Source organism: Streptomyces sp. NBC_00234 (genome assembly GCF_036195325.1).
Lineage (GTDB): Bacteria > Actinomycetota > Actinomycetes > Streptomycetales > Streptomycetaceae > Streptomyces.
This window is the reverse complement of record NZ_CP108101.1, coordinates 1,697,305-1,719,637: the sequence shown is the minus strand read 5'-3', so window position 1 is coordinate 1,719,637 and position 22,333 is coordinate 1,697,305. Positions and strand designations below refer to the sequence as shown.

Annotated in this window: 19 protein-coding genes; 11 read left to right on the top strand and 8 right to left on the bottom strand. The window is 70.7% G+C overall.

Features of this window, described 5'->3' with window-relative positions; translation table 11 throughout:
- Positions 1-76 precede the first annotated feature (76 nt).
- Complete coding sequence (locus OG230_RS07415) at positions 77-556, top strand: hypothetical protein (RefSeq protein ID WP_328909328.1); 480 nt, start codon at positions 77-79, stop codon at positions 554-556.
- Positions 557-563: 7 nt separating this feature from the next.
- Here OG230_RS07415 and OG230_RS07410 read toward each other — a convergent pair whose 3' ends face one another.
- Positions 564-1,490: a DUF4231 domain-containing protein gene (locus tag OG230_RS07410; RefSeq protein WP_328909327.1), complete on the bottom strand. Its 927-nt coding sequence runs from the start codon at positions 1,488-1,490 to the stop codon at positions 564-566.
- Positions 1,491-2,149: 659 nt separating this feature from the next.
- Here OG230_RS07410 and OG230_RS07405 point away from each other — a divergent pair.
- A complete protein-coding gene (locus tag OG230_RS07405) occupies positions 2,150-2,515 on the top strand; it encodes a hypothetical protein (RefSeq protein WP_328909326.1) in 366 nt (121 codons plus the stop codon).
- A gap of 250 nt (positions 2,516-2,765) precedes the next feature.
- Complete coding sequence (locus OG230_RS07400) at positions 2,766-3,851, top strand: S1 family peptidase (RefSeq protein ID WP_328909325.1); 1,086 nt, start codon at positions 2,766-2,768, stop codon at positions 3,849-3,851.
- 85 nt (positions 3,852-3,936) lie between these two features.
- Here OG230_RS07400 and OG230_RS07395 read toward each other — a convergent pair whose 3' ends face one another.
- A complete protein-coding gene (locus OG230_RS07395) occupies positions 3,937-4,434 on the bottom strand; it encodes a phospholipase (RefSeq protein ID WP_328909324.1) in 498 nt (165 codons plus the stop codon).
- 246 nt (positions 4,435-4,680) lie between these two features.
- On the opposite strand from OG230_RS07395, the gene OG230_RS07390 reads away from it, so the two are divergent.
- Positions 4,681-5,490, top strand: coding sequence for a potassium channel family protein (locus OG230_RS07390; protein WP_328909323.1), 810 nt, complete (start codon positions 4,681-4,683; stop codon positions 5,488-5,490).
- A gap of 43 nt (positions 5,491-5,533) precedes the next feature.
- On the opposite strand, the gene OG230_RS07385 is transcribed toward OG230_RS07390, so the two are convergent.
- Positions 5,534-6,598 carry a DUF3533 domain-containing protein gene (locus OG230_RS07385; protein WP_328909322.1) on the bottom strand — a complete coding sequence of 355 codons (1,065 nt, stop codon included), beginning with the start codon at positions 6,596-6,598 and terminating at the stop codon, positions 5,534-5,536.
- 229 nt (positions 6,599-6,827) lie between these two features.
- Between OG230_RS07385 and OG230_RS07380 the strand changes: the two genes are divergently transcribed.
- The gene (locus tag OG230_RS07380) at positions 6,828-10,280 is read left to right on the top strand and encodes a DNA polymerase III subunit alpha (protein WP_328909321.1); all 3,453 of its coding nucleotides are present in this window, start codon (positions 6,828-6,830) and stop codon (positions 10,278-10,280) included.
- The gene (locus OG230_RS07375; RefSeq protein WP_328909320.1) at positions 10,277-11,257 is read left to right on the top strand and encodes a DNA polymerase Y family protein; all 981 of its coding nucleotides are present in this window, start codon (positions 10,277-10,279) and stop codon (positions 11,255-11,257) included. Before OG230_RS07380 ends, OG230_RS07375 begins: the two co-directional genes overlap by 4 nt.
- A 9-nt stretch (positions 11,258-11,266) precedes the next feature.
- Here the strand turns inward: OG230_RS07375 and OG230_RS07370 are convergent, their stop codons facing one another.
- Entirely contained in the window at positions 11,267-12,694 is a 1,428-nt protein-coding gene (locus tag OG230_RS07370; RefSeq protein ID WP_328909319.1) for a DUF2252 domain-containing protein, read from the bottom strand.
- Between the two features lie 237 nt (positions 12,695-12,931).
- On the bottom strand, positions 12,932-14,557 hold the full coding sequence (locus OG230_RS07365) for an MFS transporter (RefSeq protein ID WP_328909318.1): 1,626 nt from the start codon (positions 14,555-14,557) through the stop codon (positions 12,932-12,934).
- A 242-nt stretch (positions 14,558-14,799) separates the two neighbouring features.
- Between OG230_RS07365 and OG230_RS07360 the strand changes: the two genes are divergently transcribed.
- Positions 14,800-15,306: an amphi-Trp domain-containing protein gene (locus OG230_RS07360; RefSeq protein ID WP_328909317.1), complete on the top strand. Its 507-nt coding sequence runs from the start codon at positions 14,800-14,802 to the stop codon at positions 15,304-15,306.
- A gap of 302 nt (positions 15,307-15,608) precedes the next feature.
- Positions 15,609-16,502, top strand: coding sequence for an esterase/lipase family protein (locus OG230_RS07355; protein WP_328909316.1), 894 nt, complete (start codon positions 15,609-15,611; stop codon positions 16,500-16,502).
- Between the two features lie 109 nt (positions 16,503-16,611).
- Here OG230_RS07355 and OG230_RS07350 read toward each other — a convergent pair whose 3' ends face one another.
- The 3 genes from OG230_RS07350 to OG230_RS07340 all read right to left on the bottom strand — a co-directional run bounded on the left by OG230_RS07350 (position 16,612) and on the right by OG230_RS07340 (position 19,180).
- A complete protein-coding gene (locus OG230_RS07350) occupies positions 16,612-17,637 on the bottom strand; it encodes a lytic polysaccharide monooxygenase auxiliary activity family 9 protein (protein ID WP_328909315.1) in 1,026 nt (341 codons plus the stop codon).
- A gap of 326 nt (positions 17,638-17,963) precedes the next feature.
- A complete protein-coding gene (locus OG230_RS07345) occupies positions 17,964-18,122 on the bottom strand; it encodes a hypothetical protein (RefSeq protein WP_328909314.1) in 159 nt (52 codons plus the stop codon).
- Between the two features lie 350 nt (positions 18,123-18,472).
- Entirely contained in the window at positions 18,473-19,180 is a 708-nt protein-coding gene (locus tag OG230_RS07340; protein WP_328909313.1) for a response regulator, read from the bottom strand.
- Between the two features lie 115 nt (positions 19,181-19,295).
- On the opposite strand from OG230_RS07340, the gene OG230_RS07335 reads away from it, so the two are divergent.
- From OG230_RS07335 to OG230_RS07325, 3 genes are read left to right on the top strand one after another with little or no spacing between them, the layout of a single operon-like run.
- A complete protein-coding gene (locus tag OG230_RS07335; protein ID WP_328909312.1) occupies positions 19,296-20,279 on the top strand; it encodes a Bug family tripartite tricarboxylate transporter substrate binding protein in 984 nt (327 codons plus the stop codon).
- Positions 20,276-20,809, top strand: coding sequence for a tripartite tricarboxylate transporter TctB family protein (locus OG230_RS07330; RefSeq protein ID WP_328909311.1), 534 nt, complete (start codon positions 20,276-20,278; stop codon positions 20,807-20,809). Before OG230_RS07335 ends, OG230_RS07330 begins: the two co-directional genes overlap by 4 nt.
- 3 nt (positions 20,810-20,812) lie before the next feature.
- Positions 20,813-22,312, top strand: a complete 1,500-nt coding sequence (locus OG230_RS07325) for a tripartite tricarboxylate transporter permease (protein ID WP_328909310.1) — start codon at positions 20,813-20,815, stop codon at positions 22,310-22,312.
- Positions 22,313-22,333: the final 21 nt, after the last annotated feature.

Sequence of the window (22,333 nt, the reverse complement as noted above, 5' to 3'; positions counted from 1 at the left end):
CGTTCGCCCGCGGCTTTTGAGAGGATGTCAGGGCGGTCGGCCGCAGCCAGACACCCACCCAGGGGGTTCCAGGTCCGTGAAACGCATCGGAGTGACCGGTCACCGCACCATTCCCCAGGAAGCGTACGAGCAGGTGCTGGAGGGGCTGCGGGCGGTGCTCGGCACTCTCGACGGGTCCGTGGAGGCTCTCTCCAGTCTGGCGGCCGGTGCGGACCAGCTCTTCGCGGATCTCGCGCTCGCCCGCGGGGCGCAGCTCACCGTGGTGATCCCCAGCGGGGACTACGAGGCGTGCTTCGCCGACGACGCGGAACTCGCCGGCTACCGGACGCTCAAGGAGCGGGCGACCCGTGAGGTGGTGCTGGACTTTCCGCACTCCACGGACGAGGCGTACTACGCGGCGGGTGTCTACATCGCCGAACACTGCGACCGGCTGCTCGCTGTGTGGGACGGCCTCCCGGCCCGCGGCCTCGGCGGCACGGGCGACATCGTGACGTACGCCCGCGGTCTCGGACTGCCGGTCACCGTGATCTGGCACGAGGGCGTGCGACGGGCCTGAGTGCGCGTCACATCTGGTGCCTGGCAAGCCAGTCGGTGTGCTGGGGAGAGACGATCCGCTCGGTCTCGAAGACGGCGACCGGCCACTGCCGCTCGGTGAGGGTGGTCTCCATCGCGATCTGCATCGACTCCAGATCCTTCTCCACGAGGGAGTGGGCGGAGATCAGCGGATGGTGCCGGCGCATCTCGTTCCATGCCAGACAGGCGGCTGCCGCGGCGGAGAGAACCCCCGGCAGGGCGAGGGAACGGGCGGCCCCGAAGGTCTGGAGCAGGGCGAAGAGCAGGGCCAGCGCGGTGAGCGCGGCGATGGTGACCGACCAGACCGTGGTGCCCGTCCGGGAGATCTCCTGCCGTCTGCGGTACCAGCCGCGCTGTTCGATCAGCCGGTCGCGTACATAGGTCTCCTTGCGTACGGTGAACGCCTTGTCCCGTAACGCGCGCATCGATTCCGTAATGAGCCCGCCGGAATCCGCCAACTGCTCCCTGGGGTCGGTCCAGCCGACTTTTCGCAGTTCCTGCAGTCCTTCTTCGAGCCGGTTGGCGAACACCGCTTCCGGGTGCTGCGTAGCGGATTCGAAAGGCGAGCCGTGCACGGCATAGCGCCAGCACATCGATTTGATGAACTCGGCCGCCGAGCGATTCAGCTGCCAGTGCGACTTCGCTTTGCGGCGCGAGGCCACGAACGTCGTCACGAGAACGCCGAGATAGGCGAGTACGGCTACGAGGCCGCTGAGCCGGAGGGAGCCGCCGGTGTCCCAGTGCCAGGGCAGCGCTGCCGGTACGGCGCCCAGGACCAGCAGGACCAGCTGGCCGCGGGTGGTGTTCACGGCCTCCCGCTGGCGTGCGATGGCGATGGCGTCCGTGTGGTGGAAGAGCGCCGGAAGATCCGCGTTCCTGAAGACCATGCTCTGCAGCGGTCCGGGAATCGCCGTCATGCTCACCCCCGCTATGCGGTTTCAGTGGTCACTCTGCGAATGGAATGGCTGATTCCGTGCTGTCCGGAGCAGTGGCCAATGACGCCGGGGTTGTGAGCGAACGCCCTCAACTGCCTGCCGGGGACATGAGGGTAAAGTCGCGCGACCTGACACTGCAATGGCGCACACCACGTTCGGGCCGCTCGGGCGCCGTTGTCGGGGGCGGGCTCTTCTGCGTTGTGCCGCCGTATGGGAAAGTTGTTCAACTGTACTGAGTGACAGGCGAGTTGCCGTGAGTTCGCCTTCCGGTGCCCGCCGTCCGGCGGGGGGAGAGCGGATGAGTGGCGCAGAAGGCAGCGGTGACCAGGTCCCTCCGGGCGACGATCAGCGGCGCGTACGCCGGAGCCCGCTGTTGTTCCTGACCCCCCTGGTCCTGCTCTGCGTGCTCATCGCGGTGCTGCTGTGGGAGACCATCCGGGCCAATGTGGCCGGCGACGCCCGGGGTGACTGGCCGTGGCGCCTCCAACTGCTCGACATGCAGGCGCTGGGGAGCCTGCTGGCGGTCGCCGCGGGCGCGGTCCTGGCCCGGGCGCAGTACGCGCGCACGGTCAGGCCCTACCTGGGCTGGCGGGCCGCCTGGGCCAAGGGGCTGCGGGGACGCCTCGGCGTGGCGGGTGGGGATGCTCAACGGAGGCCAGCACATAGCGGTGATCGAGAGCCTGGACTGCCGACTGGTCCTGGCCGGGGCGGACACGCCCGCCGACACCCGGTGGACCGAGGTCTCCGAGGTGGTGAGCGAACTGGAGGCGGCGGGATTCGTCGTCACGGAGGACTTCCGGCTCGTCAGCTTCGGCGCCGGATTCCCTCTGGTGGGCGCCGGGAGCTACGACACGGTCCTCGTGGGGGTCTTCTCGAAGCGCTTCATCGAGCGGGTCGACGCGCTGTATCTGCGGGTGCGGGTCGTCGACGTGGTGGGGGACAGTCATGAGCGGATCCTGGACTGCATGAAGGGCGCCCGGATGCAGGGCAGCGCTCCCGTCGACTGATCTCAGGGGCCAATACCGGACAGGACTAGTCCTCACCCGCTGCCGACCTTCGATCGCAGCAGGTGTTCGCAATCGGAATCGACGTGGCCCGACTCCCGGTAAGTGAACGGAACGGGAGTGAAGCGTCGCTGTCGTGTGTGCGTCCTGAAGTCGACCTTGTGTGCGTTTCCGTGCGTCGGAATAGTGGGCGCCCCATCCTCCGTGTAGAGGCACCCCACTTGCCCCTGCGCGGCCCCACAGGAGGTCGAAGTTGAAGCATCGACGCATATCCAGGAAGCGTGCGGTGGTGGCCGGATCGGCCGTCGTCGCCCTGGTTGCAGCGGGAGTCACCTTCCAGACTGCGAACGCCAGTGAAGATGTACCCCAGTTGACCGCACGGACGCTGACGGCCGGTGCGGCCGGAAAGCTCGCCACCACCCTGGACAGGACTCTGGGCGGCGACACGGCCGGCGCCTACTACGACGCCGAGGCGAAGAGCCTGGTCGTGAACGTCGTGGACCAGGCCGCCGCCGAGCAGGTGCGCCGGGCGGGCGGCAAGGCCAGACTCGTACAGAACTCGGCCGCGGAGCTGAAGTCGGCCCGGCAGGCCCTCACCGACCGCGCCACCATCCCCGGCACGTCCTGGGCCGTCGACCCGGTCAGCAACAAGGTGGTCGTCACCGCCGACCGCACGGTGAAGGGCGCGGCCTGGGACAAGCTCGCCGCCGTGGTCGAGAAGCTCGGCGGAACGGCCGAACTGAACCGGTCGGCAGGGGAGTTCAAGCCGCTCATCGCGGGCGGCGACGCGATCTGGGGCGGGGGCGGGCGCTGCTCGCTCGGCTTCAACGTGGTCAAGGGCGGCGAGCCGTACTTCCTGACCGCGGGACACTGCACCGAGTCGATCACCAGCTGGTCCGACACCCAGGGCGGCGCGGAGATCGGGGCGAACGAGGGCTCCAGCTTCCCGGACAACGACTACGGTCTGGTCAAGTACACCTCCGACGTGGCGCACCCCAGCGAGGTCGACCTCTACAACGGTTCCACGCAGCCGATCACCAAGGCGGGCGAGGCGACGGTCGGCATGGCCGTGACCCGGAGCGGTTCCACCACCCAGGTGCACGACGGTGAGGTCACCGCGCTGGACGCCACGGTCAACTACGGCAACGGCGACATCGTCAACGGGCTCATCCAGACGACGGTCTGCGCCGAGCCGGGCGACAGCGGCGGCTCGCTCTTCTCGGGCGACACCGCGATCGGTCTGACCTCGGGCGGCAGCGGCGACTGCTCCTCGGGCGGCGAGACGTTCTTCCAGCCGGTGCCGGAGGCGCTGGCGGCGTTCGGGGCCGAGATCGGCTGACCGGTCCGACGACGGGCCCGCTCGCCCCACCCGGTGTGGGGCGAGCGGGCCCGTCCGCCTGTGCCCGGCGGCCGGAGCCCGGTGGTCAGGCGGCCAGGGCCGTTCTGCCGGAGTCCGCCTTCGCCGGTGCCACGCCGAAGATGTCCACGGCGTGGTAGTAGGTCCACGCCGTGCTGTTGCACGCGGTGAGCGTCGCGCCGGAGTAGGCGGCACACACGCGTTTGAGGTCCGAGTAGAACGCGGAGTCGATGCGGGACTTGTTGGCGGAGAAGGTGCCGGCGGCCTTGTAGTTGCGGTAGCCGAAGTCGTGGCGGGCGCAGGCCGTCTGGAAGGGGAAGCCGAACGGGTTGTCGGGGGAGGTGCTGCAGTAGTCCGTCGACCAGTCGAAACCGTACGCGGACCAGGCGCCCTGGTTGTTGCGGGCGCTGTTCCAGGCGTTGTAGCTGGAGAGGCTCGTCTGGGTCCAGGAGCTCAGGACCTGGGGCTTGTCCGCGGGGGCGGCCGAAGCGGAGGCGGCAGGCAGCAGGGCGAGCGGGAGCGACAGGGCGACAGCGGCAAGGGATACGGCGAAGCGGCGACGCATGAGCAACCTCCGTGGGATGAAAGGGAGTTATGGCGACCGTGCGCCTCGTGGGTCGCACGGGGCAGCTCCAGAATGACGCCATGTACCTGTCATGCCTAGCTGTTGCGTCGACCGGTCATCAGGAATTGGGCCGCGCGTCGGGCGGCGGCCACAGGACCGGCCGGTCCGAGGGGCTGTCCACCACCGTCCGGCACGGCGGCTGCGCGCTCGGATTTCCGGCCGGCTCCCGCTCTCTACGATGACTCCATGAAAAGCACGGAATCGACGGCGGCGGAATCCGGGGACGGAACGGGGGCCGAGCAGCGCTGGGAGAGGCGTACCCAGTGGCCGCTCCTGGTCCTGGCCCTCCTTTTCGCCGTCGCGTACGCCGTGCCCGTCGTGGTACCCGACGCCGGCCGGGCGGCGCTGCGGCTGTGCCGGGGCGTGGAGTGGGTGGTGTGGGGTGCGTTCGCCGTCGACTACGCCGTGCGGCTGGTGCTCGCGCCCGACCGCCTGCAGTTCGTACGCCGTCATCCGCTGGCCCTGATCGCGGTCCTGCTGCCGATGGTGCAGCCGCTGCGGCTGCTCCGGCTGGTGTCCACGCTGCTGCTGGCCGGGCAGCGGGCCAGGATGGCCTCGCAGGTGCAGCTGACCACGTATGTCGCGGGGTCGTGCGTGGGTCTGCTGATGTTCGGCTCGCTCGCGGTGCTGGAGGTCGAACGGGACTCGCCGGACGGCACCATCAAGTCCCTCGGCGACGCGGTGTGGTGGTCCTTCACCACGATGACGACCGTCGGCTACGGCGACTTCGCCCCGACCACCGGTCTGGGCCGCATGCTCGCGGTCGGCCTGATGCTGTCGGGCATCGCGCTGCTGGGTGTGGTCACGGCGAACATCGCGGCCTGGTTCATCTCCCGCTTCGAGAGCGAAAGCGCCACGGACCGGCTGCAGACCGAGGCCATCATCGCGCTCACCGCGGAGGTGCGGGCGCTGCGCGCGGAGGTCACGGAACTGTCCGCGGTACGGGGCCGGGTGCCGGCGCCGGGCAGCCCGGCCGATGACGGTGTGACCGCGTGACACCGTCCGGCCCCGGCTGCCCGCGGGTCCGCGTACGGCCGCTTCAGGCGGCGGTCGGGCCGCCGGGCGCCGCACCTGCGGGCGCCGTGTCCGCGGCTGCCGTGCCGGTGGCGTCGTCCGGCCTGTGCCGCATGGACAGGAGCAGGGTGAGGACCGTGCCCGCCACCGCCCAGGCGGAGAGCACCAGCAGCGGTCCGGTGACCGCGTTGCCCTTGAAGTAGGCGATCGAGCGGGCCACCCAGGTGCCCGCTCCCGGCGGCAGCGCCGGCCCGATCGCCCGCCAGAAGTCCGGCAGCATCGGCAGCGGGAAGGCGCCGCCCGCGCTCGGGTTGCCCGCGATCACGATGATCAGGACGGCCAGGCCGATGCCGATGATGCCGGTGAGGGCCTGCAGGGCGAGCGTGGTCATGCCGACCGCGAAGACGACGAGTGCCCCCAGGCCCCAGAGCGCCCACACGCTGCCCGGCAGTGCGCCGAGGATCGGCCCGATGATGACCGCGCCGCCGATTCCGCCCGCGATCGAGTACAGCGCCATGGTGGCGGTCCTGATCAGCGCGCGCTGCCGGTTGGCGGGTTTGGTGCCCGCGCTGATCGCCAGGATCGAGGCGCAGAGGTAGCCGCCGACGCACCAGCCCACGACCAGGTAGAAGGACGAGAGCCCGTCGAAGTCCTCGGGGGAGGCCGGTGCGACGTCGACGGTCCTGACCGAGCGGCGCTGGGTCCTGTCGGCCTGCTCGATGATCTTCGTGAGGGAGTCGGCCAGGACGGTGCCGCCGCCGGAGGCGACGAGCACGGTGTCGGTGGTGCCGGCGGGGTCGACGATCAGGGCGCCGTCGATCTCGCGGTTCATGATCTGCTCGCGGGCCTCGGCCGCGTCGTCGACCGTGCGCGGGTCCAGCGGGCCGCCGGGGAGCGAGTCGAGCCGGGTGACGAGCTGCTCCGAGATCTGCGGGGGAGCGACAACGGCGAAGGGGACGTCCGTCGGCTTGGGCTTGTGCAGCGCCCCCACGTAGGACGCGATGAACAGCAGTTGCAGCGCGAGCACACCGAGGACGAGCAGTGCGGCCCGTGGAGTGACGGCGTTCTTCACCTCGTCGACGAAAGTCATGCCCCTACGGTCCGGGCGGCCCGGTGTTTGCGCAGGTGGGACGGGGCCGAATGGCTGAGGCGGGGTGCGGGCGGACCGGCGGATGCCCCTGCCCGGGTTATCGTACGAGTGTTCGAACAAATTCGGCCGGGGTGGATCAGGCTCCGACGGGGTTAAGGTATTCGAACTGGCGTACGATGAACATATCGGGCGTATGACCTAAAAAGGGGTGGAGTGATGGAGGTGCGACATGGCGGGCTTCGCTCAGCTGCACGTCGCGTCCGGTTACTCCGTCCGCTACGGCGCCGCCCACCCCGGGCATCTCGTCCAGCAGGCGGCCGGACGGGGCATGGCGGCGCTCGCGCTCACCGACCGGGACACGGTCACGGGGGCCGTCGGGTTCGCGCAGGCGTGCTCGGGAGCCGGGGTCCGGCCGGTCTTCGGTGTCGACCTGGCGGTGGAGGCCCTCGCGCCTCCGCCGCCGGGCCGGCGGCCCCGCACCCCGGCGCGCGGTGGCGCGCATGTCGCTGAGCCGCCGCTGCGGTTCGTGCTGCTCGCGCAGAACCGGGCGGGGTGGGCGCGGCTGTGCCGCATCACGTCGGCCGCCCATGCCGGTGCCGTGTCCGGTACGGCGCCGGTGGTGCCGTGGGAGGCGCTGCGCGAGCACGGCGGCCCCGGTCTGACCGTGCTGCTCGGACCGCTCTCGGAGCCGGTACGGGCTCTGGCGGCCGGGCGCGAGGACGTCGCGACGAAGCTACTGGCTCCGTGGCGGGAGATCTTCGGTACGGGAGTCAGGCTGGAAGTCGTAGTGCATAAACGTTTCGGCATCGGGCCCGGCTCGCTTCGGCTGGCTGCGCGCACCCTGGCGCTGGCCGATCGCACCGGCACCACCGCGGTGCTCTCCAACGCGGTCCGCTACGCCGACCCGGACCAGCACCGGCTTGCCGATGTCCTGGACGCCGCGAGGTTGCTGCGGCCGATCGACCGGCGCCGCCTGGACAGCGGGCAGCGCTGGCTCAAGGACGAAAGGGCGATGACGGTCATCGCGCGGATGGTCGCCGAGTGCGCCGGGGCGGACCCCCGGCGGGCGCGCCGCCTGATGGCCGACACCGTTGCGACGGCGGACGCGTGCACCCTCGACCCCCGGGCGGATCTCGGTCTTGGCACGCCGCACTTCCCGGAACCGGCGCTCTTCGGGGCCGGGCCCGGAGCGGGGGCAGCCGCGCAACTCCTGCGTCAGCAGTGCGAGGCCGGGATGGTCCGCCGCGGCATCGACCGGGACCGGCCGGCGCTCGACCGGCTGGACGAGGAACTCGCCGTGATCTCCGAGCTGGACTACGACTCGTACTTCCTTGCCGTCGGCCAGGTCGTGGCCGACATCCGGGAGAAGGGCATCCGGGTCTCGGCCCGCGGCTCGGGCGCCGGATCGTTGGTCTGCCACGTCCTGGGCATCGCCACCGCCAACCCCCTTGACCACCGCCTGCTGTTCGAACGCTTCCTGAGCCTGCGGCGGGCGTCGCTTCCGGACATCGACATCGACGTCGAGTCCGCCAGGAGGCTGGAGTGCTACGACCTGATCTTCGACCGGTTCGGCAAGGAGCGGGTGGCGGTCACCGCCATGCCCGAGACCTATCGGGCCCGCCGCGCCCTGCGCGATACCGGCCTGGCCCTGGGGATCGCACCGGCGGAGATCGACCGGATCGCCAAGAGCTTCCCGCATCTGCGGGCCTCCGACATCACCGGGGCGCTCGCCGAGCTGCCCGAGTTGCGGCAGTTGGCGGCCGAGGCGCACCGGTACGGGCCGCTGTGGGAGCTCGCCGAGGGACTCGACTCGCTGGTGTACGGCATGGCCATGCACCCCTGTGGAGTGGTCATCAGCGACGCGACGCTCCTGGACCGGCTGCCGGTGCAGCCGACCCCCCAGGGCGACTACCCCATGGCCATGGCGGCCAAGGAGGAGATCGAGGCGCTGGGCAATATCAAACTGGACGTCCTGGGCGTCCGGATGCTGTCCTCGATGGCGCATGCGGTCACCGAGATCGAACGGGTGACCGGCAACCGCATCGACATGGACGACCCGCGCCAGGTGCCGCTCGACGACGTCTTCGCGTTCAAGCTCATCCAGGAGAGCCAGACCCTGGGCCTGTTCCAGCTGGAGTCACCCGGGCAACAGGACCTGCTGTCCCGGCTGCAGCCCCGCGACCCGCAGGACGTCATTGCCGACATCAGTCTCTTCCGGCCCGGCCCCGTTGCAGGCGGCATGCCCGAGCGGTACATCGCCGCACGCCATGGCGGCACGCCGTCGTACGCCCACCCGGACCTGGAGCCGGTGCTCGCCGACACCTACGGCGTGACCATCTGGCACGAGCAGATCATCGAGACGCTGGCGGTGATGACCGGTTGCGACCGCGCGCTGGCCGAGATCGCCCGGCGCGCGCTCGGTGACAAGAACCGGCTGCCCAGGATCAAGGGCTGGTTCCACCGGCAGGCGCGCGCACACGGGTACAGCGAGACGGTGCGCGACCAGGTCTGGAAGACGGTCGAGGCGTTCGGCGCCTACGGCTTCTGCCGGGCGCACGCGGTCGCCTTCGCCGTACCGGCCCTGCAGAGCGCCTGGCTCAAGGCGCACTATCCGGCGTTCCTGCTGGCCGGTCTGCTCGAACACGACCCCGGGATGTGGCCCAAGCGCGTCCTCGTCTCCGATGCCCGGCGTCGCGGTGTCCGGGTCCTGCCCGTCGACGTCAACCGCTCCTGCACGAAGCACACCGTGGAGATGACCGAGGAGGAGGAGTGGGGCGTGCGGCTCGCGCTGTCCGGGGTGCACGGCATCAGTGAGGAGGAGTGCGCGCGGATCGAGGAGGGCCGGCCGTACGGATCGCTGTCGGACTTCTGGCAGCGGGCCCACCCCAGCAGGCCGGTCGCCGAACGCCTCGCCGAGGTCGGTGCCCTGAACTGCCTGCACGACGGGCGTCTCACCCGGCGGGACCTGCTGCTGCAGATCGCCGAGCTCCACCGGCAGTCCCGCACCCGGTCGGCGGGCAAGGGTCAGCTGCCCCTGGACGCGGGCGCTGTCGGCGGGGCGGAGCCGAGCGGCCTGCCGGAGATGACAGGGCGGGAGGCCCTGAGCGCGGAGCTGAGCACCCTCGGCATCGACGTCTCCAGGCATCTGATGGAGCATCACCACCGCCTGCTGCGGGAGGCCGGAGCGACCGACGCGGCCCATCTGGCCGCTATGCGTCCGGGGCAGCAGGTCCTCGTCGCCGGTGTGCGGGCCTCCACCCAGACCCCGCCGATCGCCAGTGGCAAGCGCGTCATCTTCGTCACGCTGGAGGACGGCTCCGGGCTGGTCGACCTGGCCTTCTTCGAGGACTCCCACCCGGCCTGCGCGCACACCGTCTTCCACAGCGGCCTGCTGCTGGTCCGCGGCACGGTCCAGGTGCGCGGCACCCGCCGTACCGTCGTCGGCACCATGGCCTGGGACCTCGAACGGATCGCCGCCGCCCGCCGCGACCGCGGTCCCGAGGCCGCGCTCGCCCTGCTCGGCGCCGACCACCCGCACCCGACCCCTGCCCAGCCGCAGCGCACCCTGGTCAACGGCACCACCGGCGCCCGTCTTCACCCGTACGCCGATCTGCAGCCTGCCGGCGACCGCTCGGCCGACCTGAAGAAGTTCGGCTACACCAGCCCGGGGAGTGCGGGATGACCACGCGTCAGCGGCACATCGCCCACCTCCACCTGCACACCGCTTCGAGCGAGGATCAGTACGAAAAAATAATCGAACTGGTGTCCGGTATCACTCCGCACGTCCAGGCCGTTCCGCCCGACGCCGTTCAGCTCGACCTGACGTCGGCACTCCGGTACTTCGACCTGTCCGCCTACGACGTCGTCCAGTTGGCGAAGTTCAGGTTGAAGGCCCTCTACGGCATCGACAGCAGCGCCGGGCTCGCGGGCAACCGCATGCTGGCCGCCATGGCGGCCGACGCGTCCGCGCCGGGGGACACCACCTGGGTTCCCGCCGGGCAGGCCGCAGCCTGGCTGTACCCCCGGCCGGTCACCGCGTTGCCGGGAATCGGCCGCGCCACGGCGGAGACGCTCGGGAAGTACGGTCTGCACACCATCGGCCAGGTCGCCGACCTGTCCCCGGCGACCCTGCAGAGACTGCTGGGTGCCGCCCCCGCCCGGCTGCTGGCCGAGCGGGCCCGTGGTCACGATCCCCGCCCGGCTACTCGGACGGAGCCGACGGAGCACCTGGTCGCCGACACGGCGCTGGACCGGGACTGCCTCGACCCTGCGCTACGTCACCGCGCCGTCCTCGGGCTCGCCGAGCGGATCGGCCAACGCCTGCGCGGGGAAAAGCAGATCGCGGGACGCCTCACCCTCACCGTGCGCTACGCCGACCACAGTTCGACCACCCGCACGCGCGCACTGCCGGAACCCACCGACCACTCACCCGTCCTCGTCGCGACCGCCCTGGGCCTGTTGACCGGTCTGGGGCTGCAGCGAGCGCGGGTCCGGGCCTTCGCGCTCCGTGCCGACCACCTGATGCCGGCCGACAGCGCCTACTGGCAGCTCTCCCTGGATCCCCAGGACGCCCGTGCCCGCGCGGTCGAAGCCGCCGCGGACCGTGCCCGCCGTCGCTTCGGGCCGGAGGCCGTACGTCCGGCCACCCTGGCCGACTGACCGGCCGCGTCAGGCCGCCGGTTCCTCGGCGGGCAGCCGGCCCGCGCGCACCGCGTCGACCAGCGCCTGGTGGTCACGCTCGTTCTGGTCGGCGTACGCCTCCGCGAACGTCGCGAGGGCCCGGTCGAACGTGTCGCCGCTGCCCAGATACGAGGCGATCGCGATCCGGTCGCCGGACCGCGCGTGCGCGCGAGCCAGCGTGACCCCGCACAGTTCGCCGAACGCGCGCATGTCCTTCGGCTGCATCCGCTCCGGCAGCGCGATGCCCTTCCAGTCGCGCAACTGGCGGAGGTAGAAGTCGCGCTTCTTGCCGTCGATCCCGTCGACCCGTTCCCAGCCCAGGAAGATGTCGCTCGTCGCCTGCATCAGCCGCTGGCCCGAGACCACCCGCTCGCCCTGGTTGGGATACCGGCTCGCGCCGACGTGCGGGGCGAGCACGGAGGTGTCGGCCTCCTTGGCCTGGAGGAAGAGCGGGTCCTGGTCGTCCCGTCCGAGCAGGAGGAAGATCCAGCAGCGGGTGCCGACGCTGCCGACACCGACCACCTTGCGGGCGACGTCCGCCAGTCTGTAGTCCTGGAGCAGCGCGCGCCGGTCGGACGGCAGGGTGCGGCCGTACCGCTCGACCAGTCCGCGGAACGTGCGCTCGAGCGCACTGCGCTCGATGTCCGGCAGCAGGTCTCCGGCCGGGACGAGCAGTGGGGGATCCGCCGCGATCCTGGGCCGGCCGTCGACCGTCTCCGTGAGCTTGCCGAAGGCGTCCAGGCTGTCGCGGGTGCGGGCCTTCGCCATGGCGGAAGCCAGGTTCTTCTGTCCGCGCTTCGTGGAGGCGGTTGCGGCGAGGGCCTTGAGACGGTCCGCGCCGATCTTCGCGTACCAGACATCGAGGTTGCTCATGCCCGCGAAGCGGATCATCGCCTCGCGGTACGCACGGACCGTCCAGCTCACGATGCGGGTGCGCTCGGAGTCGTCGAAGCCGTTCGCCCGGCCGGCGATGACGAGACTGGCCGACAGCCGCTTGACGTCCCACTCCCAGGGGCCCGGCAGTGTCTCGTCGAAGTCGTTGATGTCGAACATCAACTGCCGCTCCGGCGAGGCGAGCAGACGGAAGTTGAGCATGTGCGCGTCCCCGCACAGCTGGGCCACGAGCCCCGAGCGCGGGGTGTCGGCCAGGTCGGAGGCCATGACGGCGGCGGCGCCCCGGTAGAAGCGGAACGGGGACTCCGTCATCCGGGCGTAGCGGATCGGGACGAGTTCGGGCACCCGTGCCGCGGACTGCGCCTCCAGGATCTCCAGCGGGTCCGGCCTGTCGGGAGACGGCCTGTACACGGCATGCCCCGACCGCGGCGAGCGACGCCGGGCCTCCTTGCCGAAGGCCGCGCGCTTCTCGGGCGTCGCGTGGGGTGCCGCGCGCATCGCGGTGGTCGCACTCGGGAGCATCGAAGGCCCTCCTGCCTGGCGGTGCGGCGGCCGGGGCCGCCCGGCAGAGGACGCGGCGACCCGGAGCGGCGCTCCTGGGGTGTTCTCGAGCCCGTGCGGGAGTGAGGCAAAAGGTGTGGATGCCTTCGGACCGCCAGGATTCCCCTCAACACTAGAACCCCTCGGGGGCTCCCGCACGGGGGTCGCCGCACGGGCGAGGGGGCAGGTCGGCCCTCGTCCGCGCCTTGCGTGCGGACCTTAGGGCTTCCCCGGCTCCACCGAGCGGGGCTGGGTCGTCGGGATCCGGTGCGTGAAGAACATCGCGAGGAGTGCGGCGAAGGCGAGGATGGCGAGCGCGGCGCGCAGGCCGTCGATCCTGGCGTCGGCGTTCGCGTCGAGTGCCGCCTGGCTCACCTCCGTGTTCGTGCCCGCTTCTTCGAGGGCGGACGTGAGCTGGGCGTCCGACAGGAACGGCACACCGCTTTCGAGCTCGACGGTCGCCTGGCTCTTGACCTCCTCCGGGATCGCCGGGTTCTGCATGACGCTGCCCAGGAACGAGGACGTGAGCGTGGCGATCATGATCGAACCGGCGAGTGCGGTCCCGATCGAGGCGCCGAGGTTGGTGACGGCGTTCTGGACGCCGCCCACCTCCGCGCTCTGCGCCTCCGGTACCGCGGACACGGTGACCGATCCGAGCTGCGACGCCAGTGCGCCCATGCCGAGCCCGATCAGCAGGAGGGGGACGGCGACGACTTCCGCACCGGCGTCCGCGTCGAGCGCGGCCATCAGGACCACCGCGCCCGCGAGCAACGCGAAGATCCCGAGCTGGACCACCCGCCTCGGCGAGACGTCGGGGAAGAAGCGCGGGATCAGGATGGCTGCCGCCAGCAGCGTCAGCGAGAGGGGCAGGAGGCGGGCGCCGGTCGCGAGCGCGGAGAGGCCCAGCGCCACCGACAGGTAGAGCGGTACGACGAAGAAGATGCCCATCTGGACGAGGTACTGGAAGAAGAACATCGTCAGCCCGCCGGTCAGCTGCTTGTTGTGCAGAATGGCGGGGTCGACGAGTGGCTCCCGGTGCCGCCGCACCAGGAGGGCCTCCCAGCGGAGGAAGAGCCAGACCAGGAACAGGCCGGCCAACATCAGCCAGACGACCATCGAAACGCCGATCCACGAAGGCGCGTCGGGCTTCGGCTGGAACCATCCCCATTCGTCCGAGCGGAGTACCCCGTAGACGAAGAGCCCGAGCCCGAGGGCGGAGAGTACGGCGCCGACGAGATCGATACGCGGGTGTTCGCCGATCGGGGCGTCCGTGATGCGGCGGCCCAGCACCAGGATGCCGAGCACCATCACCACCTCACCGGCGAAGACCCACCGCCAGGAGAAGTACGTCGTCGCGACACCCCCGACGAGCGGCCCGACCGCGATGGCGGCGGCCCCCGCGGCTGCCACGAGCCCGTAGGCGGCGGGACGCCGTTCGGTGGCGAAGTTGCTGGCCACGAGCGCCACGATCGCGGGCAGGATGAGCGCCGCCCCGATCCCCTCCAGGAACGACCAGCCGAGCAGCAGTACGGGCAGGTTCGGTGCGAGCGCCGTGGTGAGGGAGCCGCAGCCGTAAATGACGCAGCCGATCATGAACGCGCGCTTGCGGCCGATCAGCGCCCCTGCCTTGCCCCCGGGGATCATGAACATCGCCATCACGAGGGTGTACGCCGTGATGGCGCCTTGGACACCCGTCACGGTCGTGCCCACGTCCTCGGCCACGGTCGCGATCGAGACGTTCATGACAGAGCTGTCGAGTGCCATCAGGAACTGGCCGGCCGCGAGTGTCAGCAGGACGAGTCGTGCTGTTGCCGGACTCGCCGCAGTGCCCGCCGTGGGTGCCATCCCGGCATCGTCCCAGCCACCCCACACGGCGGTACGCGACCCGCCGCGGAGGTCAGCCGGTTGGCGGACCCGGGCCGGAGTCGCTCTGTATCAGGAGAACGCCGAGGCGGGGAAGCGTGGTGGGGGGTTTTCGTCCGCGCGATGGACCGTTCAGGCGCTCCGCTCGGCCATGAGGATGCCCGATCCCGTGCATAGCATCAGAATTACGGATATTTACTGTGCATGCCGGATCGGAGATGCCCATGAAGGACCTCAAGTTCGAGCAGAAGCGCTCGCTGTCACGCCAGGAGGCTGCTGATCAGCTGGAGGCGCTCGCCGCCGCGCTGAGGGAAGGTGACGATGCCGAACTGGAACTCGGCCTCGGGACGCTGAGCCTGCGGATCCCCGACGAACTTCGCAGTGAGATCGAGATCGAGGTCGAGGACGGGGAGATCGAGCTGGAGATCGAGTTCAAGTGGCCGACCGCGGCGACCCGGGCAGCGCCCTCGCGGGTGGCCGCGGGAGCGGAAAAGGCCGCGGGAGCGGAGAAGGCCGCAGGCGCGGAGAAGGTCGTGGGAGCGGAGAAGGTCACAGGCACGGAAAAGGCCGCAGGTGCGACGAAAGCCGCGGGCGCGAGGATCACCGCGGGTACGAAGAAGGCCGCGGGCGCGGTGAAGGCCACGAGGACGCGGAAGAGTGCGACCGGCAAGGCCGGGGGCGGCGCGAGTGCCGCCAAGAGCAAGGCGGCGAAGCGGTCCGCCACGGAATGATCCCGAGCGGTGCCGATGGCCTGGGGTCCGCCACGCACCCTGTCCGGCGCGCGGCCGGCCTCCTGGCGGGGGTGTCCGCGCGGCGGGCGGCGGTGCCGCCCTCGGCGGTGGAACCGGGGGCCGGTCTGCCCGTCATGACGCCTTGATACGACGCTCCGTGCCGGGGCGTCAGTTTTTACCGACGCGTAACTTCCCTAGCTACCTTACCCGTGCGTAATTTGGCATGAGCACATAACTCTTGTGGTCCGGGCCGCAGGGCGCACAGACATCGCAACTCCCTTGAGCCGCAAGGAGAACACACGATGCTGCCCTGGAATCGTCCGGTGCGCACCCGCCGTGCGCGCCGGACGCTGACCGCGCTGCTCCTGGTCGTCGCAGCCTTCGCCGCCCCCACGGCCACCGCGACCGCCGCCACCCCCACAGCCGAGACCGCCACGTCGCGTGGCTGGAACGACTACACCTGCAAGCCCTCCGCCGCCCATCCCCGCCCCGTCGTCCTGGTCCACGGCACGTTCGGCAACTCGATCGACAACTGGCTGGTCCTCGCCCCCTACCTCGTCAACCGGGGGTACTGCGTCTTCTCCCTCGACTACGGGCAGCTCCCGGGCGTCCCGCTCTTCAACGGACTCGGCCCGATCGAGAAGTCGGCCGGACAGCTCGACGTGTTCGTCGACAAGGTGCTCGCCGCCACCGGAGCGCCCAAGGCCGACCTCGTCGGCCACTCCCAGGGCGGCATGATGCCGAACTACTACCTGAAGTTCCTCGGTGGCGCCGCGAAGGTGAACGCCCTCGTCGGCATCGCCCCCGACAACCACGGCACCACCCTCCTCGGGCTGACCAAGCTGCTGCCGTACTTCCCCGGCGCCGAGGACCTGCTCACCGCCGCCACCCCCGGCCTCGCCGACCAGGTCGCCGGCTCCGCGTTCATGACCAAGCTCAACGCGGGCGCCGACACCGTGCCCGGAGTCCGCTACACCGTCATCGCCACCCGGTACGACGAGGTCGTGACCCCGTACCGCACGCAGTACCTGGACGGGCCGAACGTACGCAACGTCCTTCTCCAGGACCTGTGCGCGGCCGACCTGTCCGAGCACGTGGCGATCGGGACCATCGACCGGATCGCCTTCCACGAGGTGGAGAACGCCCTGGACCCGGCGCACGCCACCCCGACGAACTGCTTGTCGGTGATCGGCTGACCCCGGCCCGGGCGCACCGGGCGCCGCCCGCGCGACCTGAATCCGGCGAGGCGGTGGCGCGGCTGTCCCCGCACCACCGCCTCGCCGTCCACCGGACCCGTACCGGCCGTCAGCGCCCGTGGCGGGCGGCGGAGGCCGCCCGGCGACGCGTCGACGTGAACAGGGCCGCCGCGCCGACGGCCAGCGCCGCCGCCCCGCCGATCGCGAGGTACGTGCTGCTGCTCGAACCGCCCGTCTCGGCGAGCTCCTCGCCCGCCCCGGAGCCGTTGGCCTCCGGGGCGTTGGCCGGGGCGGGAGCCGCCGTACCGGGCGTCTCCGTCCCGGCCGCCGGGGATGCCTCGGTGACCTCCGCCGCCGTACCGGCGTCGTCGTCACCGTGCCCGTTGTGCTCGACGGACGACTTGTCGGCGCCCTCGGTGATCTCCTCCTCGGAGGGGGCCGACGCCGAGGGAGCCGGGACCGCGGCGACCGAACCGCTGCCGCCCGCCGCCGCGCCGAAGACCACGTCGGAGCAGGCGTAGAACGCCTCGGGGGAGTCCGAACGCTGCCAGACGGTGTAGATCAGCTGCCGCCCGGAACGCGCCGGCAGGGTGCCGTCGAAGGCGTACGAACCGTTCTCCAACTTCGGGTCGGTGGCCTCGGCGAACGGCTTCTCCTCCAGGTCCGACCACTTCAGGGGCTTCGCCGGGTCGTAGCCGGCCTTGGTGAGGTACAGCTCGAACGAGCCCCGGTGCGGAGCGGTGGCCCGGAACCGGAAGGTGTGCGCGCCCGCCTTCATCGAGGTCGAGGGCCAGTCGGCGCGCGGAAGGTCCAGCCCCTTGAACTTGTCGTTGCCGGCGCTGCACAGCTTGCCGTCCGGGATCAGTTCACGGTGCTTGCCCGCCGCGTTGGCGATGTTCACCCCGTTCCAGTCGTACAGCGCCTGCGTACCGCCCGCCGCGACCGCCGCCTGGCAGGCGGCCGACTTCGGGCTCTCCGGCCCCTCGGCGAAGCAGGCCGAGACGCGGCTCACCGGGTCCGTCAGCGAACCGTGGGCGGCGGCCGGAGCGGCGGAGAGGCCGGTCAGCGCGAGCGGCGCGACACCCAGGGCGAGGATCCCGGCGAGCTTGCGATGAACGGTCGTGATGGCGGCCATGGTGGCGATCTCCTTCGGCGGGGCACGTCTGTGTGCGGACGTCCGGTGCGGGGGGTGCGGAGCAGGGCCCGTACGGCGGTGAGACCCCCCGTTCGGATGTCGCCGACGGAACGGACCCCGTCCCGGTGATCAGCAAACTAGCCGCCACGGACAGCGGATCCGACGGTCGGAAGGCCCTGGCGGCCATCGTTATGGCGCGCTTAAGGGGCGGTTAGGAGAGGGCTCAGGGAAGCGCCCGCCGGGAGCCGTGTTGCCCTGTGAGCCGCTGACCTACCCGCGTGGTCATCCACTCGGAGACCATCTACTCCGACCTGCGAGCCGCCAGGTCAGTCACCGGCCTTTTTGTCGAACCATCCGAGCGACCGGACGACGGACGCGCCGATGAAGAGGATGCCGAGAGGGACGATCGTGAACCAGGCGGCGTCGGCTTTCACGGCCGCGAGCAGGGCGATGGCGCCGATGGCCAGCGCCAGGAGCACGAGCATGCCCAGAAGGACACGAATTTTGGAAACCAACGGAGGACTCTCCAATGTTCAGCTGGGCTCTCTTGACCAGACAGCGTTGGCTCCCTGTTGGACCGCTGTCGACGGTTGCCCAATGGGGAGGCAGCAAGTTCCCCGGCGTGACACCCGTCTCCGTCAGGAAGCGCATGGGGCGAGTCTCCCAACGTTGCCTTCCGGAGGCGCCAGTAGAACTACGTAATCGAATACGTAGATTCACCCGCCGGGGCGGGCGAAGCAGCGGCCTGCGGCCAGCTCGCAGGGCGGGGTGCTGACCTGCACGGGGAAGGCTCGTGGCACCCAACAGGACTGTTGTGGCGCGCTTGGGGAGCCACTCAGAAGCGATGAAGAACAGCGCGGTACCGGCGCTCGGGACGCCCCGTTCCGCCGTACCGCAGCGTCACTTCCGCGCGCCCCGTCTCCGCGAAGTACTCCAGATACCGGCGGGTGCTGACCCGTGACAGGGAGCCCGCCTCCGCGCACTGGGACGCGGACAGCCCGTCCGGGTGGTCACGGAGGATCCGCTCCACCAGATCGGCGGTGTGCGCCGCGAGGCCCTTGGGCAGTTCGCGCGAGCCCGGCGGACGGGTGCCGAAGATCCGGTCCACGTCCTCCTGCCGGGCCTCCTGGCGTGCCTCGTCGAGAGCGTCGAGCCGGTTGCGCAACGAGGCCACGTGCTGCAGTTGCTCCTGGAGCGCCGACGGGTGGAACGGCTTGATCAGATAGTGCAACGCACCCGCCCGCAGGGCCGCCCGCACCACCCCGGCGTCGCGGGCGGCCGTGATGAACAGCGCGTCGACGCTGTGCCCGTCGGCGGCCGACCCCTCCGCCGCGCGCAGTGCGCGCAGCACACCGATCCCGTCCATATCGGGCAGATAGATGTCGAGCAGGACCAGATCGGGACGCAACTCCCGCGCCGCGCGCAGCGCTTCGGCGCCGCTGTGGGCCACCCCGACGACCGTGAACCCGTCCGTCGCGGACACATAGCGGCAGTGCAGCTTCGCGACCATGAAGTCGTCGTCCACCACCAGCACTTTCGTCACGTCGACACGGTAGGGCGCGACCACAACGACCACAACGTCCGTTGATTCCGGAACGGAGACAGCTCGTTAACGCGCAGGCAACATGTGGGCCACCTCACAGAGAAAGGCGGAACCCGTGCGACTGCGCACTCCACTCGCCCTGGCCGGGGCAGCGCTGCTGGTGCTCGTGGCACCACCGCTGCTCTCCACGGGCAGCGGCTCCGGCACCGGGACACAGATTCCCGGACTGCGCCTCATGGTCCCCAACACCCCCGGCGGCGGTTACGACATCACCGCACGCACCGCTGCCAAGAACGCCGAGGACGCCGGACTCACCCACAACGTCGAGGTGTTCAACCTCCCCGGCGCGGGCGGCACCGTCGGCCTGGCCCGGCTCGTCGGCGAACACGGCAACGGCAAGCTCGCCATGTCCATGGGACTCGGGGTGGTGGGCGCGGTCCACACCAACAAGTCGCCGAAGACACTCGGCGACACGACCCCGATCGCCCGGCTCACCGAGGAGCAGGACATCGTCGTCGTCGCCAAGGACTCCCCGTACAGGACCATCGGCCAGCTGGTCGAGGCATGGAAAAAGAACCCCGGCGAGCTCCCCGTCGGCGGCGGCTCCTCGCCCGGCGGACCCGACCACCTCGCCCCGATGCTGATGGCGAAGGCCGCCGGAATCGCGCCGAAGGAGGTCAACTACATCCCCTTCGACGGCGGTGGCGAACTCCTCGCCTCGATCCTCGGCAACAAGGTCGCCTTCGGCGTCTCCGGTGTCGGCGAATACCTCGACCAGATCAGGGCGGGAGAGCTGCGGCTGCTCGCCGTCACCGGACCGAAGCGGGTCCCCGGCCTCGACGCCCCCACCCTCCGCGAATCGGGTCTGGACACCGACTTCACCAACTGGCGTGGCATCGTCGCCCCGCCCGGCCTCTCCGGCGCCGAACGCGACAAGCTCGTCGCCCTGATCCGGAAGCTGCACGACTCACCGGAGTGGAAGGAATCGATGAAGAAGAACGGCTGGGACGACGCCTTCCTCACCGGCGACGCCTTCGGCGACTTCCTGGACGCACAGGACCAGCGCGTCGCCACGGTCCTGAAGGAGCTGGGACTGTGACCACCGGGACCCCCGTACCCGCCCCTGCCCCGAAGCGCGGCGGCTGGCTGCGCGACCACTCCGAACTCGGCGTCTGCGTGCTGCTCCTGGCCCTCGGCGTCCTCGTCCTCTCCGACGCCGTCACCATGAGCGTCGACCTCACCCAGCGCGGCCCCGTCGGCCCCAGGACCGTCCCCCTCGTCGTCGGCGCCGGACTGCTGGTCGTCGCCGTGCTCCTCGCCGTCGACGTCCTGCGCGGCGGACGGGGAGAGGCGGAGGGCGGCGAGGACATCGACCTCGGCGAACCGGCCGACTGGCGCACGGTGCTCCTGCTCACCGGAGTCTTCCTCGCCAACGCCGTCCTCATCGGCCCGCTCGGCTTCCCGGTCTCCGGCGCCCTGCTCTTCTGGGGTTCCGCCTACGCGCTCGGCAGCCGCCACTACGCGCGTGATCCGCTCATCGCGGCCGGAATCTCCCTCGTGACCTACTTCGTCTTCGACAACCTGCTCGGAGTCCCCCTGCCGGGCGGCCCGCTGATGGGGGTGCTCTGACCGATGGATTCCCTCAACTCCCTCCTCGACGGCTTCGGTACGGCGCTCACGCCCGTCAATCTGCTCTGGGCCGCCCTCGGCGTCCTGCTGGGCACGGCGATCGGTGTGCTCCCCGGCATCGGCCCGGCCATGGCCGTGGCGCTCCTGCTGCCGGTGACGTACGGACTAGAACCGACCGGTGCCTTCATCATGTTCGCCGGGATCTACTACGGGGCGATGTTCGGCGGCTCCACCACCTCCATCCTTCTCAACACCCCCGGGGAGAGCGCGGCCGTCGTCGCCGCGATGGAAGGACATCCGATGGCGAAGGCGGGGCGCGGGCCGCAGGCACTCGCCGCCGCCGCGATCGGCCACTTCGCCGGCGGCATGATCGGCACGATCCTGCTCGTCGTCCTCGCCCCGACCATCGCCTCGCTCGCCGTCGGCATCGGCGCACCCGACTACTTCGCGATCATGGTGCTGGCCTTCATCGCCGTCACCTCCGTCCTCGGGTCCTCCCGCATCCGCGGTCTCGCCTCCCTCCTCGTCGGTCTCACCATCGGTCTGGTCGGCCTCGACCAGATGACCGGGCAGCAGCGGCTCACCTTCGGCTCGCTCCAACTGGCCGACGGGGTGGACGTCGTGATCGTCGCGGTCGGCCTCTTCGCCATCGGCGAGGCCCTCTGGGTCGCCGCGCACCTGCGTCGCTCCTCCGGGGAGGCGATCCCCGTCGGCCGCCCGTGGCTCGGCAAGGAGGACGTCCGGCGCACCTGGAAGTCCTGGCTGCGCGGCCCCGTCATCGGCTTCCCCTTCGGCGCGATCCCGGCGGGCGGCGCGGAGATACCCACGTTCCTCTCGTACGTCACGGAGAAGCGGCTGTCCAAGCACCGCGACGAGTTCGGCAAGGGCGCCATCGAAGGCGTCGCAGGCCCGGAGTCGGCGGCCTCCGCATCCGCCGCGGGAACCCTCGTCTCGATGCTCACCCTCGGCCTCCCCACCACCGCCGTCGCCGCGGTGATGCTGGCCGCGTTCCAGCAGTACGGCATCCAGCCCGGCCCGCTCCTCTTCGAGCGCGAACCGGAACTGGTCTGGGGCCTCATCGCCTCCCTCTTCGTAGGCATGGTGCTGCTGCTCGCCCTCAACCTGCCGCTCGCCCCGCTCTGGGCGAAGCTGCTGCGCATCCCGCGCCCGTACCTCTACGCGGGCATCCTGTTCTTCGCCGCCGTCGGTGCGTACGCGGTCGGCGGCGAGTCCTTCGACCTGGTGATCCTGCTGGTCATCGGCCTGATCGGGCTCGGCATGCGGAGGTACGGACTGCCGGTGCTGCCCGCGGTGATCGGTGTCATCCTCGGCCCGGCCGCCGAACAGCAGCTGCGGCGGGCGCTCCAGATCAGTGACGGCAGCGTCTCGGGCCTGGTCGACACGCCGTTCTCCGTGACGGTGTACGCGGTGGTCGTCCTGATCCTGGCCTGGCCCCTGGTGAAGAAGCTGGTGATACGACGCAGGGCGGCGGCCGAGAAGTAGACACGGCCGTACGAGAGGGGG